Source organism: Kiritimatiellia bacterium, from assembly GCA_028715905.1.
Lineage (GTDB): Bacteria > Verrucomicrobiota > Kiritimatiellia > JAAZAB01 > JAAZAB01 > JAQUQV01.
Window position 1 is genome coordinate 1 of the sequence record JAQUQV010000054.1, and the last position, 16,094, is coordinate 16,094.

Consider the following 16,094-nt stretch of genomic DNA (forward strand, 5'->3'; position numbering starts at 1 on the left):
GATCGGGTTCCCCCACCCCGAAATCCAGCAGTTCAACATCCGGATGTTCCTTGCGCGCGGCCGCCTTGGCGCGCTTTATTTTTTCAAATTTATAGATTTGCGCGGAAAGCCCGAACGCGGCCCCGCCTATTCTTTCGGCAAAAAGCTGTTGAATATCCATGGTTAAAATCCTTTCTGGAAACAATGCTTATCATAAAAAGGCGGTTTGCGCAAGACGTGGGAAACCCTGCTTAACTTATCGCCATTCAGATTTGACCCCGATTCTCCAAGGTCAGGGGCGTTTCTAACAGCGGTCGGGCCGCGGCGGGTCCACCAGGAACCGGATATTCTTGACCGCTCCGCGGCCGATTTCATCCTGTATTTTTTGCAGGAGAAAGTCCGCGTGGAAACGTTTGATTTCCGCCAGCCAGGCGGAACTGTCAACCGCGACATACAGAACGTTCTCATGCAACCGGTCGGGCCGGGCGTGAGCCGCGATGCGTTCTCCCGCGATAACATTCCATTTTGCCTGAATCCCGCTCATAACCGAACCGGACTGGGCATCCAGCCTGGCAAAGATCTGCGCAATGGCCGGGCGCAGGGATAAATCAGGCTCGGCCGGCGGCGGTTTAGAATCGGTTAATCTTAACCGTTCCCGCGCCAGCATCCATTTGCTCCGGTCGGATTTGCGGGCCGCGGCCATTTATTTCGCGGCCCCTGATTTTACCGGCGGTTGTTTGTCGGTTTTTTTAATGGAAACATTCCCGCCGGCGGCCAGCCCAAACCGCAGGACGGATTTTTCCGGAAAGACCTGCAACGCATTTTTCAACATGCTTTGATCCATGTTGCCCCCTCCTCATCCCGCATTTTTTACGGACGCTACTTTCACGAAAGTTACTACCTGAAAAAAACATCCAATACAAGCAGAATCAGATTTGTATTTTCCGGCCGGTTTCGGCCGGCGCGATAATGACTGATATATCCTGGTCAGGCGGTCCGGCCGGCTTCGGCATACACCTCGCCATAGGCGGAGAGCATGGGCTCAAGCGCGAAATCCACGCGTCCGCGCGCCAAGGCCGCCGCCCGCCGCCCGGCGTAATTCCGCATCAGATTCAGCGCCGCAGTTTGGAGGGCTTCCTGCGTGAAAGCAGAAACCACCTCGCCGCATTGTGTTGCGCGCACATAATCCGCCATGGGAATACAGGCGGAAACCAGCGCCGGTTTTCCCGCCGCAAGCGACTCCATCAGCGAATGCGGGAAAGCCTTGACCAGCTTTTCCGAATCCGCCAGAACGACCGTCGCGTGCACCCGCGCCAGAACGCGGTTCACGTCAATCCATTCATTGATGATCTCCACCCGCGGCGTCAAGCCGTATCGGACAACGCGCGTTTTTAACTCATCGGCCAGCCAGCCGCGCCACAAAAACACCAGGCGCACCGGGACCGCCCCGGATGCTGCCAGTTGCAAAAGCAGATCAATCCCCTTCCCGGCGAACTGGCGGCGAATCCATGGCGCCGACCCGACCAACAGGGTCAGTTCCCGCTCCAGCGGACAGGGCGTGTGCGTGAAACGCGCCGTATCAATGCCCGGCCGGATCAGACGGTAACGCGCCCCCGGCCACGATTTGAACACCGCCGCATCGCGCGGGTTGGAAGTAACCAGCGTGTGGACGCGTTTCAGCCAGTCCGGCCGGCGGCCGCCGGGCAAAATGCCCGCTCCGGCAATCGCCGAATAAACCAGCGGCCGCCGCAGAAAACGCAGCCAGGGAAAGGGATAGAGCGTGGCATAATAAAGATGATGAATGGCGGTTGTTTTTTCCAGCCGGCGCAAAGCCGCTATCCGGTGAAGGCCGTAAAGCTGTTTCGGGTAAATCCGGCTGGGACGGCGCAGGGGATAGAGCTGGAGGATGCCGCCGCCGAAACGCCGGCGCAGAAACTCCGCCTCCTGAAACACCGCGTCCGTGTCCGGAATGCGCGGCCATGGCGAACTGAGGTGATAGAGAATGTTCATTTCTTTTTTTTTCTCGGCCGGCGCAGCCAGTTCCAGGCCAGCTCCCGCAAGGGCGGCTCCGGCATTTTTTTTGCCAGCAAACGGTCAAGCGCCTCAAGCGGCACAACGATGTTTTTCAACGTCCGGCGGCGCGCCCGGCACACATGGGGCAGGCACGCCAGGAACGAACAATAGCCGGCAAGCGACGCCAGCGGCCGCCGGTACGCAACCAGGAAATACCACTGGCCGTAAATCAATGAAAGCGCATGGCGCAACAAAAGCCGCGCGGGCACGTTTTTTAAAAACAATAAAAGCCGGTTGCGGGTCACGAGACGCACGTAACGCGCCGAAGATATGCCGCTGCCGTGTCCCTGGTGAAGAACTTCCGCCTCCGGCACGAACAAACATCGGTAACCTCTCATGCGGGCGCGCAACCCAAGGTCCAAATCTTCAAGATAGGCGAAAAACCGTTCGTCAAAACCGCCCAGAGTTTCCAGCAAACTGCGGCGGTAGAGAGCGGCGCCGGCGCAGGCCGAAAAAACCTCCTCGCTGCGGCCAAAGAAATCCGCCGGCTGACCGTGCCCCCGCTTGGCGGCGGCTCCCTGCCACGAGAGGATGTCGCCGCAATTATCAACCAAGGCAGGATTGCCCATTGAGAGCATTCGGGAGGCCAGGCAGCCGACCTCCGGTCCGCCCGCATCCATGGCGTGAACCAGGTGTTGCAACCAGTCCGGACGCGGCTGCGCGTCCGTGTTGAGCAAAACGACGTATTCGGAAGAGCATTGGCGGATGCCGGCATTGACTGCGGCCGCAAAGCCGCGGTTGCGTTCAAACTTTATTACGCTGACCCGCGGATAGGCGCGCGCCAGTTCGCGGCTGTTGTCAACCGACCCGTTGTCAACCATGATTACCAGAAAGTCGCGGAATGACTGCGCCGCGAGGGCGCGCAGGCAGGCCGGCAGCCAATCCGCGCCGTTCCAGACGGGAATAACAACCGTAACGCGTGGTGTAGTATTCATAAAATCAAGCCCCGAACAAATCATTCCGGTTCCCGAAACGTCCTGCCAGGCCGTCGCGCAAGGCCAGAAGGACGGCGCGCGCCGCCGCCGGCCGGCCGCAGAGGATGGCGCGCGCCGCCATGGCGGCGCCGCAGCCAAGCCAAAACCCGAACAAACGGCGGCGCGCCGGCTCATGGCGGCGAATGAAAAGGAACCGGTTGCGCAGATTGTAATACCGGTAAAGTGTGTCGCGCAGTCTCCCCCCGGCGGGCGCATGCAGGGCAAGCGCCTGCGGGGAAATCGCGCAGGTCCAACCCGCCGATTGCGCCCGGCGGCAAAAATCGGCCATCTCCCCGCTGAAAAAATAGGCTTCTTCCAGCAAGCCTACGCTTCGCAGTAAACTCGTACGGATGACAACCGCCGTCCCGGGCACGTAAGCCGCCACCCGGAGTGAATTGGCGTCCATCGGCCTGCCATCAGGGGTTTCAACACAGACGGAAGCGCCATGGCTTGCCGCGCGGCCGCCGGGCGGATAAACAATGCGCGTTTGCGGAAACCGGGCAATATCCCGTCCGCCGGCGGAAATTGTCCGGCGGCTTCCCTGGCGCGCCTCAAGGAGAGGGCCGACAACGCCCAGGCGCGGGTTCTCGTCCAGCGCCGCGAGCAATTGCACGAGGTGAGGTTCTGAAATGACGGCGTCGTTATTCAGCAACAGCACGGCTTCCGATTCGGACGATATTATTCTCCGCAACGCCGCGTTGTTACCGCCGGCGAAACCAAGGTTGCGTTCGTTGTAAATATATGAAACAACCGGGCAGGATTGCGGGATCAAATCGCGGCGGCTGTCGTTTGAAGCGTTGTCAACCACCCATACCGTTGAAGGGGCGCGGCGAAACGCAAGCAACGAATTCACACAGCGGATGGTCGCCGCGGCCTGGTTCCAGTTAATGATGACCGCGTCCCATTTCATGGCGTTTTCTCCGGAACAAATGCGGCGGCCGGCGGCCGGTCCCAATAATAACGATGCAAGCTTAAAGCGCGGGCCAGGCGGCGGGGAAGGCGCGCGCCGAAATGACCGAGAAAAGCGCCGGCGGCTTTGGCCATGTTATAGAGGCAGTAATAGGGAAAATAGAGCGGGTGCCGGCGCAGGATATAGGCGAACTCACGGCGCAAATAACGGCGGCCCATGGCGGCGCTGACCCGCAGGTCTTGCATTGGAAAAATAAGCGTCAGCGAGTAAATGCTGTCAAAATAACGCCGGAAGGCCATGGCCAGCGAATAACGGTGGGAATGGAGTGCGATTGATTCGGGTTGATAAACCACCGCCAGCCCGGCATTGAGCAAATCCCGCGCAAACTGCTGGTCCTCGCTCATAATCAGGGTTTCATCAAACGGGTGTTTTATAAGGAGCGGCCGGCGGATGGCGGCGCTGACATTGGAAAAAAACACGTCCTGAAAAGTCAGAACGCCCTGCGGCGGCCGCAGGTAACGCGCCGCGCGGCCGGGCGGGAAATGATACTGGAGAAAAAAACGCTCCGTCGGCGGCGCATCTTCCCTGGGGATTTGGCGCGAAAACACCGCCCCCACCCCGCCGTCGGAAAAAGGCGCCAGCAGATTGAAAAGCCACCGGTCGTTTTGCGGCAGGGCATCCTGGGTCAACAGAACGACGATGTCGCCCCGGGCGGCGCGGGCTCCCATGTTGCGCGCGCCGCCATGCGAAAAATTTTTAATCGGAATGACGCGCGTGTTGACGGGCGACTGGCCGGCCGCCGCCGGTGTGCCGTCCGTGGAACACGAGTCAACCAGGATGATTTCATCCGGGGGAGACGGCTTTTGCGACGCGAGCGCGGCGAAAAGCGGCGGCAGGAATTTTGCGGCGTTCATTACCGGGATGACGATGGAAACGCTATATTGCCCGGATGTCTTCACTTGTAATTCTCAAGTGTCCGTAATGCCGGTGGCTTCAGTTTCCGGCGGCAGGCGGTCAATATGGCGCGGCAGGGCCATAATGCTGAACAGAAAAGAGGCCGCCCCGACCTGGACGCCGTTCACCAGGCAGACCAGCGCGAAAAAAAGCAAGCGCTGCTGGTTGAGAACGCCAAAACCTGAGGAAATCCAGTCCAGAACCACCCGCAGGGTCAGCAATACGCCGAGAAGAATTATCGCCGCGGAAACCACGCATGCCCTTTCAAAGGTGAACCAGCGGTAAAACCAGGCAATCACCGGGTCATGGTGCAGACCCGAAAGGTGGCCGTAAGCCTTGGCCAGAAGACCGATGGTGATGATTTGAATGCTCAGGATATTAAGCACGCCGCCGATCAGCATGCAATGGATATCCACGGCGCGGCCGCCGATGATGATCGGGCCGAAGACCAGCGGCAATGAAATCACAAGGCCCAGCATCCAGAAAAAAACACCCGGCACAAGCAGCATGGCGGCGGGACTGTGCAGCATCATGAAACGCAGATGGCGCCAGCCGTCGCGAAAAGAATGCAGTTTTGACCGGCCTTTCCGCGGATGATAGACAATATCGCGCTCAACGATCCGCAACCGGCAGCGGATGGCGCGCACCACCATTTCGCTGGCAAATTCCATGCCGGTTGTAACACAGCGCAGCTTCAGATAGGCGTCTTTCCGGATGGCGCGCAGCCCGCAATGGGCGTCATGGACAAGATTGCTGTGAAACATGGCGCGCAGCGCGAAGGACAGGAGCGGATTGCCGATATAGCGGTGCAGTCCGGGCATGGCGCCGGGCCGGATGTTTTTCATGCGATTGCCGATGACAAAATCGGCCGCGCCGTCCAGGATCGGCCGGACCAGCGCGGCAATGGCGCTAAAGTCGTAAGTGAGATCGGCGTCGCCCATGACGATCAGCTCATGGCGGGCGTTCCGGAAGCCGGTGCGCAGGGCCGACCCGTAACCGCGGTGCTTTTCCGGAATAACGCGCGCGCCGTGCGCGCGGGCGATCTGGACCGAGCGGTCGGTGGAGGAGTTGTCCACCACGATGATCTCTTCCGCCAGTCCCGTTGCGGCGATACCTTTGCGGGCCATCTCAATGACCCGGCCAATGGAGGCCTCCTCGTTGAGACAGGGGATCACCACGGAAATACCGTTGATGCGCGGATTCTCAGTTCTGGGGGGCGGCCTTTCCGCTTTGGTCATGTTCATTGTGCAATTTCTTCAACGGGCATTTCGTTTTCCGGAGGCGCCGGGATTGCGGCCGGCCCCTGGAGAAAACGGTCAATAGTCGCGCCTTTGCTTTCCGCGGGCACAACCTGATCCGCGGAACCGGACGGAACCGCAACCGGCGCGAGCGGTATAAACGGACTGGGCATGTTGGAAGAGCCCGGAGCGATCGGCTGGAAAGGAACGGGGGCGCCTCCGCTCTGGCGGACCTGGAAAGGCCCGAACGAAGCCTGCGGAAATGCCCCGGTACTGGCCTTGAAAAACGAAGTGGCCGGCCTGGACATAAAAGGCACGGCGTTGGTTCCCAGCGGCTGAAAGGGGCTGCCTTTCCTGCGCGCCAAGTCGGAAAAAAACGGCCGGCGGCGGGGGGACGCAGCTTGGCCCGGCGGCTGGAACGGAACGGCGCTCATAAGACCAGGAGCGGAAGCCGGAACGGCGTCCGGCGCACTGTCCTTGCTCGGCCGCAATTTCAAGACAGCCGTTTCGCTGTCTTTTTTAATGACGGCTTCCTCATTGTCGTAATCAACCGAAACCAATTGCAAGCCCTCGCGGCTTTCCCCCACGCCAAGCGAAAAATTCTTGTTGGTTTTCTTGTCAAACAAACCGATACGGATGCCGTAACCGTCGTCCACAATTGATTTCATTTCCAGATCCCTGGCAACGACGTCGCCAAGCGCCGCCTGCGGCTGGGCGTTTTCCGAAGGAGCCACTTCCCCGAAAGGTTTCTTATCCAGAATTACCTGATAACCGGAAAAATCGCGGACGGCGACCGCGGCCGGCGCTGTTCCGCCGCCGCAAAACACAAGCGCCGCCGCAAGCAGGTTATAAAAGCGGAGATTGTTTTTTAAAAAATTCATAATCTGGCAATGGACGCATTTTAAGTTTTATCGCCCGAAAAGGCAATGATTTTATGCCGATTCCGCGCCTTGCGCCGCGCGCCGCTCAAAGAGCCGGACAATCCAGACCGAGATTTCATAGAGCAGAAACATTGGAAGCGCCATAATAAGCTGTGAAAACACGTCCGGACCGGGCGTTAATATCATCGCCAGAATCAGGATGACCACGACCGCATGCCGGCGTTTTGACCGCAGGAATGACGAAGACACCACGTTGAAATACCCCAGCACCATGATCGCCACCGGCAGTTCAAAGGCAAGCCCAAAAAGCAGGAGCAGTTGCATGCAAAACGTCGTGTAGCTGGTGGCCGTCCATTCGGCCTGAATGCCGAGCCAGCCGTGCAGGGCAAAAAACACTTTCAAGGCGATCGGCAGGGTGAGAAAATAGCCGAGCGCCACGCCGAGCATGAACAGGAAAAAGGCGAAAACACCCGCCAAACGGACTGTTTTCCGCTCCGAAGCGGTAAGACCCGGGAAAACGAATCCCCCGATCAGGAAGAGAATGACCGGTGCGCTTAAAATCAAGCCGCCCCAGAAAAGCAAGCGCAATACTATGGCAAAAGCGCCGGTGATCTCCAGCGAACGCAGGAATATTTCCGGATGCGCCGTTATTTTTGCGAGGGGCGCGCACAAAAGCCTGAAAATGACCGGAGCGAACGGCAGGGCAACGAGCATGGCGAGAATCAACACCGCGAGCGACCAGAGGATTGTGCGGCGCAGTTCCTCAAGATGCTGCAGGAAGGGTTTCGGTTCGTCCCGTTCAAAAACACGTTCAATGTTCTGTTTTTCCTGCGGCATAACGAAAAGCCTTTTCAAGAATGTATCCAACCGGAGACCCGCTCGTCAATAGCAAACCCGCCGCGTCCGATCCCCGCGATAATTTTTTTCCAGGCGTGGATTTACAGAACAAACAAACTCTGTTATCCTGCAACCTGCATCCGGAAACGTTTTTTTCACAAGCTGGTGGAAAAAGGCATGGAGGACAGGCAATGAAAAGAATAACGGAAAAAATCGCTGAGGGAAAAATTCTTGTCTCCGACGGCGCCTGGGGCACAATGCTCCAGCAGAAAGGACTGTTACCCGGCGAATGCCCCGAATTATGGTGTCTGACCCATCGCGCCGACGTGCTGGCTATCGCCCGCGATTATGTCGCCGCCGGCGCCGCTCTCGTTAAAACCAACAGTTTCGGCGGCAATTCCTTCAAGCTGGATTTTTTCGGCTTGGGAGGCAGGACTGCCGAGATCAACGAAGCGGCCGCGGCCATTTCGCGCGAAGCCGCCGGCCGGGACAGGCACGTCATCGCTTCCATGGGCCCCACCGGCAAAATGCTCCTCATGGGCGATGTTGCCGAAGAGGAAATGCTGAACTCCTTCCGCGAACAGGCCGCGGCGCTGGAAAAAGGCGGGGCGGACGCCGCCTGCATTGAGACCATGTCGGATATCTCCGAAGCCTGCCTGGCGATCCGGGCGGTCAAGGAAAATACCGCGCTGGAAATCATCTGCACTTTTACTTTTGAAAAAACCGCGCAAGGTGAATACCGCACAATGATGGGCGTGTCGCCCGCGGAAATGGCCGCGGCCTGCTTGAAAGCCGGCGCGAACATCATCGGCGCGAACTGCGGGAACGGCTTTGAGCAGATGCCGCCCATCGTAAGCGAGATCAGGAAAGCCGCGCCGAACGCCCCGATCCTTGTCCATGCCAACGCCGGCCTTCCGGTCAACAGCGGCGGAACAATTGTTTTTCCGGACAGCCCTGAAATGACCGCCAAACATGTGCCGGCCATTGTCGCGGCCGGGGCCGGCATTATCGGCGGCTGTTGCGGCACCACGCCGGATCACATCAGGGCCATTGCCAAGGCGGTGCAGGTTATCAAGCCGGCCGGAGGCGAAACCGCGCAAAAATCCAGTCGTTGAATATCGTCCGGGGGCGACAATGAAACAGAGCATTTTATTTCCGGCAATGTTCATAATAAACGTTCTTTGCCTTTTCCCGGCAATCGGTTGCGCCGCTCCGGACTTCAAGTCGTCAATCGTAAAAATATACGTTACCGTCCAATCCGAGGATTACGGGACGCCCTGGCAGCCGGGCGCGCTCCGCTCGGGAAGCGGATCGGGCTTGATTATCAGAAAGAAAAGAATCCTGACCAACGCCCACGTCGTCTCCGACACGCGCTTTATCGAAGTCCAGCGCGAAGGCGATCCGCGCAAATACCAGGCCGCGGTCCTGTTCGCGGGCCACGACTGCGACCTGGCCGTTTTGAGCGTGCCCGACGAATCGTTTTTCAAGGACACGCGCCCCCTGCCGCTCGGCACGGAACTGCCGGGCCTGAACAACGAGGTAATCGTCCTCGGCTACCCCATGGGCGGAGAGCGCATCTCGCTCACCAAGGGCGTGGTCTCGCGCATTGATTACATCCCCTACTCCCACAGCCGGGTGGACTGGCACCTTGCCATGCAGGTGGATGCGGCCATCAACCCCGGCAACAGCGGCGGCCCGGTGCTTTACCGCGACCGGGTGGTCGGCGTCGCTTTTCAGGGCATACCCGGCGGCCAAAACCTCGGCTATGCAATCCCCCTGCCGGTCATCCGGCATTTCCTGGATGATATTGAAGACGGCGTCTATGACGGTTATCCGGAGCTCGGCGTCATGACCATGGAAACCCGGAACCCCGCCTTGCGCCGCAACCTGAAACTGGAGCAAAAAAACGGCGGAACAGTAATCAATATGACCGACCCTTTCGCCAGCGCCTTCGGCCTCCTCCAAACCGGCGACGTCATCATGACGGTTGACGGATATCCACTCGCCGACGACGGCACCGCCGTCATTGACAACCAGACCATGCAATACGCCGAACTGATTGAACGCAAGCAATGCGGCCAGCCCGTGGAACTGGGAATATTGCGTAATGGCGAACCTAAGTCCGTAACCGTGCCGCTCCTGAAAAGCATTGATCCATTCGCTTACCGTTATGAGTATGACCGGCTCCCCGAATATTTCATTTGCGGCGGGCTGGTCTTCGCTCCGCTCTCGCTTAACTGGCTCTCCCAGAACGGCCGGCGGCTAAATCAACCCGATACGCAGCACCTGCTCTATTATTCGCAATTTGCCAAAACCGACGGGCTTTATTCAAACCGTGTGCAGTTCGTGATCCTTGCCGACCGGCTGCCCCACCCGGTCAACACCTATGACCAAGGATTTCTTTACAAGACCGTTGCCGCGATCAATGGAAAACCAATCGGGCAAATGCGCGATCTCTCTTCCGCCTTCCGCGCGCCCTCCGGCCGCGGCGGCGCAGAGGGCGGAAGCGCCAGGCACGTGATCTGTTTTAATGAAACGCCCGACGCGCTGATCCTGGACGCGGCAAAAGCGCAAAAAGCGGATGAAGAAATTTTGCGCAGTTACAACGTTCCGGCCCCCTGTTATCTGCGGAAGGCAACCGCGCCGTGAAACAAAAAAAAATATTACCCCAGAGACGCAGAGATTTATTCTCTTCAAGAAAACCAATGCTTCCCTTTTTCTCCGCGTTCTCCGCGCCCCTGCGCGCAATGCTGCGGTTGCAAGCGGGTCCCGCAAAGCGGGCGGCGCTATTTTTCCTGCTGGTCGCCCTGCCATCCTTTGCGGCTGAAAACACCTCGCCGCCGGACGATGCCTCAATCACGGAAGTAACCGCCGTCTGCCAGGAATTTGATCCGAAAATTCCCTGGTTAAAAAAACAGCCGCAAGTGCGCCAGAGCCTGGCGGTGGTTGTGGAAGGCGGTTTGTTCCTTACCGTTGAGGACGCCGCGCGCAACGGCAATCTTATTGAAATCCGCCGGGCCGGAACCGGCGCCAGGCTGGAAGCGGAAAAAATTGAGGCCGACGTGCAAATCGGCGCCGCTCTGCTGAAAATCAAGGATAAAAAACAAGCGGCGCGTTTTCAGGCGGTGCCGCTCGCCGGCAAGGTGCGCCGCAATGATCCGGTCACCATTGTCAAAATGGACGAGAGCGGGCAGTTTCAAAGCGACGCGGGGCGCGTGATTGAAATCAGCGCCTCGCCGCGCGGCCTGGTTTTCACGGTGCTGACGGATTTCACGGTGGAAAAGGACGGCACGCCGGTTTTTCTCGGCGAACCCCTCCCCGGCGAAGACCGTTTGCTGGCCGGCATTACAACCGGTTACGACAAAAAAACGCAGACCTGCACGGTGCTATCCGCCATGACGTTGAAGAAATTCATCGCCGGAGCGCGGGCGACTCCGTATCCCGGAACGGCCTGGGCCGGCCTTGAATGGAAACCGCTGCTTGATCCGGTCAAGCGCGAACACCTCGGCGCCGCTGGAGAAAAAAAAGGCATCATGGTTGTGCGCGCCGTCCCCGGGTCGGGCGCCGCGGCCGTTCTGCATGCCGAAGACGTAATCATTGAAATGGACGGTTTTAAACTGGACGAAATGGGCTATTATGACGATCCTGATTTCGGCCGCCTGCTTTTTGCCAATATCATTAACGGCCGGCACGCCCCGGGCGACAACATTCCGTTGACAATCATCCGCAACCGGGAAAAAACAACGGTGCGGCTGCCGCTTCAAAACAAAGATGACCGCTTCCTGACAATTCCGGAAAACACAACCGGCGGCCGGGCCGAATACCTGGCCGAAGGCGGCCTGATCCTGCGCGAACTGACCGGCGATTATTTGTGCGCGGGCGGCGCTGAATGGATCATCCAGACAAATCCCCGCCTGGTTTATTACTATTTTAATCCCTGGCAGTTCAGCGCCCGGGCGGGCGAGCACGTCGTTATCCTTTCAAGGGTATTGCCGGACCGGATCAACATCGGCTACCACGAATACCGCGACGAAGTCGTAACGGCCGTCAACAACCGGCCGGTCCGCTGTTTGGCGGACGTCTTCAACGCCGTTGACCGCGACGGCGGATTGAGACGGGTGTCGCTCATGGGGCATGGCGTTGACCTGGCGCTGGACGAAACGGAACTGCCGGAAGCCAATAAACGCATCGCGGCCAATTACCGCATCCCGAGCCTGCGTTATCAACGCCCGGAAAAATAAAGGCACCGCACATCCAGATCGTCAGAACTCAGAAGTCGGTAGTCAGAATAAAAACCATTCCCTGGAAGCAGGGTTCGCGGTTCGTCTGTGTTTTGTCCCGAATTCTGACTACTGAATTTCTGATATTTACGGCTGTTCCGGCTTGATTTCGTCCGAGCAGGGCGGCAGGCCGGCCAGTTTCTGGTAAAGGTCGTTGCGCGCCGCCACCAGTTTGTCCGCTTCTGCCATCAGACGCTTGGCGTTATCCGGATAGGTCTGGGAAAGGACGCGGAAGCGGTTTTCCTTCATGACCGCTTCGCTGTATTTCATGACCGGCGGCTTGCTGTCAAGCGTCAGCGGGTTTTTCCCCTCCCTGGTCAGGTCCGGATTATACCGGTAAAGCGGGAAATGCCCCGATTGCACCGCGGCCTTCTGGGCCGAAAGGCCCGTGGCCATGTTTATGCCGTGGGCGATGCAGTGCGAATAGGCGATGATAATGGAAGGGCCGTTGTAGGCGTCGGCCTCGGCAAAAGCCCGGACGGTCTGATTCGGATTGGCGCCCATGGCCACCGTAGCGACATAAATGCTGCCGTAGCTCATGCAGATCATCCCTAAGTCTTTTTTCATCAGGGGTTTTCCGGCCATGGCAAACCGGGCCACGGCGCCCATCGGCGTCGCTTTGGAGGCCTGACCGCCGGTGTTTGAATAGACTTCCGTGTCAAGCACGAGCACATTGACGTTCCGCCCAGAAGCAAGGACATGGTCAAGTCCGCCGTAACCGATGTCGTAAGCCCAGCCGTCGCCGCCGACGATCCAGACCGACTTTTTGACGAGGTAATCTGCCACGGACCGAAGCTGGCGCGCGACGTCGGAATTGCACTTTTCAAGCTGGCGTTTCAATTGCTCCAACCGTCCGCGCTGCTCTTCAATGGCTGCCGGAGTGGTCTGGTCGGCATTTCTGATTTCGTCCATAAGCGGTTTCACTGCGCCGCAGGAAGGACAGGCGGCGGCCTGCTCCAGCAGCTCCAGGGCGTAAGCGTTGAATTTATCAACCGCCAGGCGCATGCCGTAGCCGAACTCGGCGTTGTCTTCAAAGAGCGAATTTGACCAGGCCGGCCCGCGCCCGTCTTCCCGCGTGGTATAGGGCGTGGTCGGCAGGTTGCCGCCGTAAATTGAAGAACAACCGGTGGCGTTGGCTATCAGGGCGCGGTCGCCGAAGAGCTGGGTCAGAAGCTTTACGTAAGGCGTCTCGCCGCAGCCGGCGCAGGCGCCGGAAAATTCAAACATGGCGCGCACGAACTGGCTGCCCTTGATGGTTGCGCGATTATACAACTTCGCATCCATATCGGGAATTTTCATGAAGAAGGCGAAGTTATCCGCCTCCTGTTTGCGCAACGGCAGTTGCGGAGTCATATCAATTGCGCGGTGGCCGGTCTCCTGCCTGGTGGCGGCATCCCTCTCGCGCGCCGGACAATTCTGAACGCATACCCCGCAGCCGGTGCAATCCTCGGGCGCAATCTGGACGGTATATTTCATGCCGGCATATTCCTTGCCCTTGGAGTCCGCGGATTTGAAGTTTGCCGGCGCGTCTTTCAAATAGGCGGATTCATAAACCTTCACGCGGATGGCGGCGTGCGGGCAGACCAGAGAGCACTGTCCGCACTGAATGCACAATTTCTCATCCCATTTGGGAATATCTATGGCGATATTGCGTTTTTCATACTTGGTGGTGCCGGTCGGCCAGGTGCCGTCGGCGGGCATGGCGCTCACGGGCAATTCGTCCCCCTTCTTGCTCATGATAACCGCGGTTACGTTTTTGACGAAATCCGGCGCATGTTCGGCCACGGCCGGCGGCATTTTCAACTTGCGGGCCGGCTTTGCCGGCACATTGACCTTCTGGAGCGCGGCCACGGCCGAATCAACCGCCTTGAAATTCATCTGCACAACTTCCTCGCCCTTGCGGCCGTAGGTTTTGCGGATGGCGTTTTTCATCGCGGCAATGGCCTTGTCCGGCGGCAGGACTCCGGCAATCTGGAAAAAACAGGCCTGCATAATCGTGTTGATCCGCGAGCCGAGGTTTATTTCTTTGGCCAGTTTGACGGCGTCAATCACGTAAAAATTGATTTTCTTTTTGATGATCTGCCGCTCTATTTCATCTGGCATGCGGTTCCAGACCTCGTCCGCGCCGTAGGGCGCATTCAAAAGAAACACCGCGCCATCCTTGGCGTCGGAGAGCAAGTCGTATTTTTCAAGGAACGAGAACTGGTGGCAGGCCACGAAATCGGCCTGGGTGCAGAGATAAGGGCTTTGAATGGGCGTGGGGCCGAAACGCAGGTGCGAAATGGTAACGGCGCCGGCTTTCTTGGAGTCGTATTCAAAATACCCCTGGGCGAAATTATCGGTTTCCTCGCCGATTATTTTGATGGAGTTCTTGTTGGCGCCGACCGTGCCGTCGGAGCCCAGGCCGTAAAACTTGCATTCAATCCGGCCGGAATGGACAACTTTGAAGCGCCTGTCAACCTTCAGGCTGGTTTTGGCGACATCATCGTTGATGCCGACCGTGAAATGATTTATGCCTTTCCGCGATAAATTATCAAACACCGCCTTGACGCAGTCCGGGGTAAAATCCTTTGAGCCGAGCCCATAGCGGCCGCCCCGGATGAGGGGGTAACGGCGGGTCGCCATCATTTTTTCACTCATCGCCTCGCCGATGGCGGTGCGGACATCCAGGTAAAGCGGCTCGCCGATGGCGCCCGGCTCCTTGGTGCGGTCAAGGACGGCAATTGCCTTGACGGTCGGCGGCAGCGCGGCGATAAACGCCTTGACGTCAAACGGGCGGAACAGGCGCACTTTAAGCAAGCCCACCTTTTTGCCCTTGGCGGCCAGGTCGTTGACCGTTTCGTGCGCGGTTTCGGCGCCGGAGCCCATCATGACAATCACCTTTTCGGCGTCGGGCGTTCCGACATAATCAAACAATTTGTACTGCCGGCCGGTCAGCTTGGCGAATTTATCCATCTGCCGCTGGACGATTGCCGGGGTCGCCAGGTAATAAGGATTGACCGTTTCCCGCCCCTGAAAATAAACATCCGGATTCTGGGAAGTACCGCGCAGGGATGGCCGGTCGGGCGAGAGGCCGCGTTGACGGTGGGCGAGCACGAGTTCGTCGTTGATCATGGCGCGCATGGTTTCGCGGCTGATTTCCTCAATTTTCTGTATCTCGTGTGAAGTGCGGAATCCGTCAAAGAAATGCACGAAGGGCACGCGCGCTTCCAGGGTGGCGGCTTGGGCAATCAATGCCATGTCCATGGCCTCCTGGATACTGTTGGAAGAAAGGAGAGCGAACCCGGTGGAGCGCGCCGCCATGACATCAGAGTGGTCGCCGAAAATTGAGAGAGCCTGGCAGGCAATGGAACGGGCCGTTACGTGGAAGACGGTTGAGGTAAGTTCTCCCGCGATCTTGAACATGTTTGGAATCATCAGGAGCAGTCCCTGGGAAGCGGTGAAAGTTGTGGCCAGCGCCCCGGCGGTCAGGGAGCCGTGCACCGTGCCGCTTGCGCCGCCCTCGGATTGCAGTTCAACGACCTGCGGCACGCTGCCCCAGATGTTTTTCTTTCCGCTGGCGCTCATTTCGTCGGCCAATTCTCCCATGTTGGAAGAAGGCGTGATCGGGTAAATCGCGCAAATTTCGTTCACATTGTAGGCCACGGTCGCCGCGGCGGTGTTGCCATCCATCATTTTCTTGTCAGCCATGTCGGAATCTCTCCTTTCGTGAATACCTTTTGCGTGCAAATAAAAGCGCCATGAATAACTCAATCAAAAAGAAAATTTAAAATAAATGATTTTCAACCGGATGGCAAGGTTAATCCGCCGCCTGTTTTTTCGACCGGCATTGAATCAAGATAAAAGACCCCGGAAGGGAAAAGCATTCGTTGAGGTCGTGTTTTTAATCTTCAGCAAAAAGAAAGGTCATGGTAATCATCAGGGGGTGCTCCAAAGTTTCAATCCACGCGCCCGCACGGGGCGCGACC

The 16,094-nt window shown here is 58.2% G+C and carries 15 protein-coding genes; 4 read left to right on the plus strand and 11 right to left on the minus strand.

Going from position 1 to position 16,094, the window contains the following annotated elements; all coding sequences use genetic code 11:
• The 10 genes from PHP98_09645 to tatC form a co-directional block, all read right to left on the minus strand.
• Positions 1 to 160, minus strand: a 160-nt coding sequence (locus PHP98_09645) for an LL-diaminopimelate aminotransferase (protein MDD5483892.1), incomplete at its 3' end; no start/stop codon positions are given.
• A 123-nt stretch (positions 161 to 283) separates the two neighbouring features.
• Positions 284 to 682, minus strand: a complete 399-nt coding sequence (locus tag PHP98_09650) for a DUF721 domain-containing protein (GenBank protein ID MDD5483893.1) — start codon at positions 680 to 682, stop codon at positions 284 to 286.
• Positions 683 to 823 carry a hypothetical protein gene (locus PHP98_09655; GenBank protein MDD5483894.1) on the minus strand — a complete coding sequence of 47 codons (141 nt, stop codon included), beginning with the start codon at positions 821 to 823 and terminating at the stop codon, positions 683 to 685.
• Between the two features lie 143 nt (positions 824 to 966).
• Complete coding sequence (locus PHP98_09660; protein MDD5483895.1) at positions 967 to 1,989, minus strand: glycosyltransferase; 1,023 nt, start codon at positions 1,987 to 1,989, stop codon at positions 967 to 969.
• On the minus strand, positions 1,986 to 2,987 hold the full coding sequence (locus PHP98_09665) for a glycosyltransferase family 2 protein (GenBank protein MDD5483896.1): 1,002 nt from the start codon (positions 2,985 to 2,987) through the stop codon (positions 1,986 to 1,988). The genes PHP98_09660 and PHP98_09665 overlap by 4 nt, the downstream gene beginning before the upstream one ends.
• A 4-nt stretch (positions 2,988 to 2,991) precedes the next feature.
• Positions 2,992 to 3,936 (minus strand): glycosyltransferase family 2 protein, encoded by a 945-nt coding sequence (locus PHP98_09670; protein ID MDD5483897.1) that lies wholly within the window; start codon positions 3,934 to 3,936, stop codon positions 2,992 to 2,994.
• On the minus strand, positions 3,933 to 4,895 hold the full coding sequence (locus PHP98_09675) for a glycosyltransferase family 2 protein (GenBank protein MDD5483898.1): 963 nt from the start codon (positions 4,893 to 4,895) through the stop codon (positions 3,933 to 3,935). The genes PHP98_09670 and PHP98_09675 overlap by 4 nt, the downstream gene beginning before the upstream one ends.
• Before the next feature lie 9 nt (positions 4,896 to 4,904).
• Positions 4,905 to 6,134, minus strand: a complete 1,230-nt coding sequence (locus tag PHP98_09680; protein MDD5483899.1) for a glycosyltransferase family 2 protein — start codon at positions 6,132 to 6,134, stop codon at positions 4,905 to 4,907.
• Entirely contained in the window at positions 6,131 to 7,009 is an 879-nt protein-coding gene (locus PHP98_09685; protein MDD5483900.1) for a hypothetical protein, read from the minus strand. The genes PHP98_09680 and PHP98_09685 overlap by 4 nt, the downstream gene beginning before the upstream one ends.
• 51 nt (positions 7,010 to 7,060) lie before the next feature.
• The gene (tatC, locus tag PHP98_09690) at positions 7,061 to 7,846 is read right to left on the minus strand and encodes a twin-arginine translocase subunit TatC (GenBank protein ID MDD5483901.1); all 786 of its coding nucleotides are present in this window, start codon (positions 7,844 to 7,846) and stop codon (positions 7,061 to 7,063) included.
• Positions 7,847 to 8,037: 191 nt separating this feature from the next.
• Here tatC and PHP98_09695 point away from each other — a divergent pair, with 191 nt between their 5' ends.
• The 3 genes from PHP98_09695 (at position 8,038) to PHP98_09705 (ending at position 12,087) form a co-directional block, all read left to right on the plus strand.
• On the plus strand, positions 8,038 to 8,961 hold the full coding sequence (locus PHP98_09695; protein MDD5483902.1) for a homocysteine S-methyltransferase family protein: 924 nt from the start codon (positions 8,038 to 8,040) through the stop codon (positions 8,959 to 8,961).
• A gap of 46 nt (positions 8,962 to 9,007) precedes the next feature.
• Positions 9,008 to 10,495, plus strand: a complete 1,488-nt coding sequence (locus tag PHP98_09700) for a trypsin-like peptidase domain-containing protein (protein ID MDD5483903.1) — start codon at positions 9,008 to 9,010, stop codon at positions 10,493 to 10,495.
• Positions 10,496 to 10,602: 107 nt separating this feature from the next.
• On the plus strand, positions 10,603 to 12,087 hold the full coding sequence (locus PHP98_09705) for a hypothetical protein (protein ID MDD5483904.1): 1,485 nt from the start codon (positions 10,603 to 10,605) through the stop codon (positions 12,085 to 12,087).
• 126 nt (positions 12,088 to 12,213) lie between these two features.
• On the opposite strand, the gene nifJ is transcribed toward PHP98_09705, so the two are convergent.
• Positions 12,214 to 15,816 carry a pyruvate:ferredoxin (flavodoxin) oxidoreductase gene (gene nifJ, locus PHP98_09710; GenBank protein ID MDD5483905.1) on the minus strand — a complete coding sequence of 1,201 codons (3,603 nt, stop codon included), beginning with the start codon at positions 15,814 to 15,816 and terminating at the stop codon, positions 12,214 to 12,216.
• 85 nt (positions 15,817 to 15,901) lie between these two features.
• Between nifJ and PHP98_09715 the strand changes: the two genes are divergently transcribed.
• The coding region (locus PHP98_09715; GenBank protein MDD5483906.1) for a hypothetical protein at positions 15,902 to 16,094 on the plus strand (193 nt) is incomplete at its 3' end.

Bases quoted from the DNA above. Each gene is read 5' to 3' on its own strand.
- PHP98_09650 (MDD5483893.1), bottom strand. From the start codon at position 682: ATGGCCGCGGCCCGCAAATCCGACCGGAGCAAATGGATGCTGGCGCGG.
- PHP98_09655 (MDD5483894.1), bottom strand. From the start codon at position 823: ATGGATCAAAGCATGTTGAAAAATGCGTTGCAGGTCTTTCCGGAAAAA.
- PHP98_09660 (MDD5483895.1), bottom strand. From the start codon at position 1,989: ATGAACATTCTCTATCACCTCAGTTCGCCATGGCCGCGCATTCCGGAC.
- PHP98_09665 (MDD5483896.1), bottom strand. From the start codon at position 2,987: ATGAATACTACACCACGCGTTACGGTTGTTATTCCCGTCTGGAACGGC.
- PHP98_09670 (MDD5483897.1), bottom strand. From the start codon at position 3,936: ATGAAATGGGACGCGGTCATCATTAACTGGAACCAGGCCGCGGCGACC.
- PHP98_09680 (MDD5483899.1), bottom strand. From the start codon at position 6,134: ATGAACATGACCAAAGCGGAAAGGCCGCCCCCCAGAACTGAGAATCCG.
- PHP98_09685 (MDD5483900.1), bottom strand. From the start codon at position 7,009: ATGAATTTTTTAAAAAACAATCTCCGCTTTTATAACCTGCTTGCGGCG.
- tatC (MDD5483901.1), bottom strand. From the start codon at position 7,846: ATGCCGCAGGAAAAACAGAACATTGAACGTGTTTTTGAACGGGACGAA.
- PHP98_09695 (MDD5483902.1), top strand. From the start codon at position 8,038: ATGAAAAGAATAACGGAAAAAATCGCTGAGGGAAAAATTCTTGTCTCC.
- PHP98_09700 (MDD5483903.1), top strand. From the start codon at position 9,008: ATGTTCATAATAAACGTTCTTTGCCTTTTCCCGGCAATCGGTTGCGCC.
- nifJ (MDD5483905.1), bottom strand. From the start codon at position 15,816: ATGGCTGACAAGAAAATGATGGATGGCAACACCGCCGCGGCGACCGTG.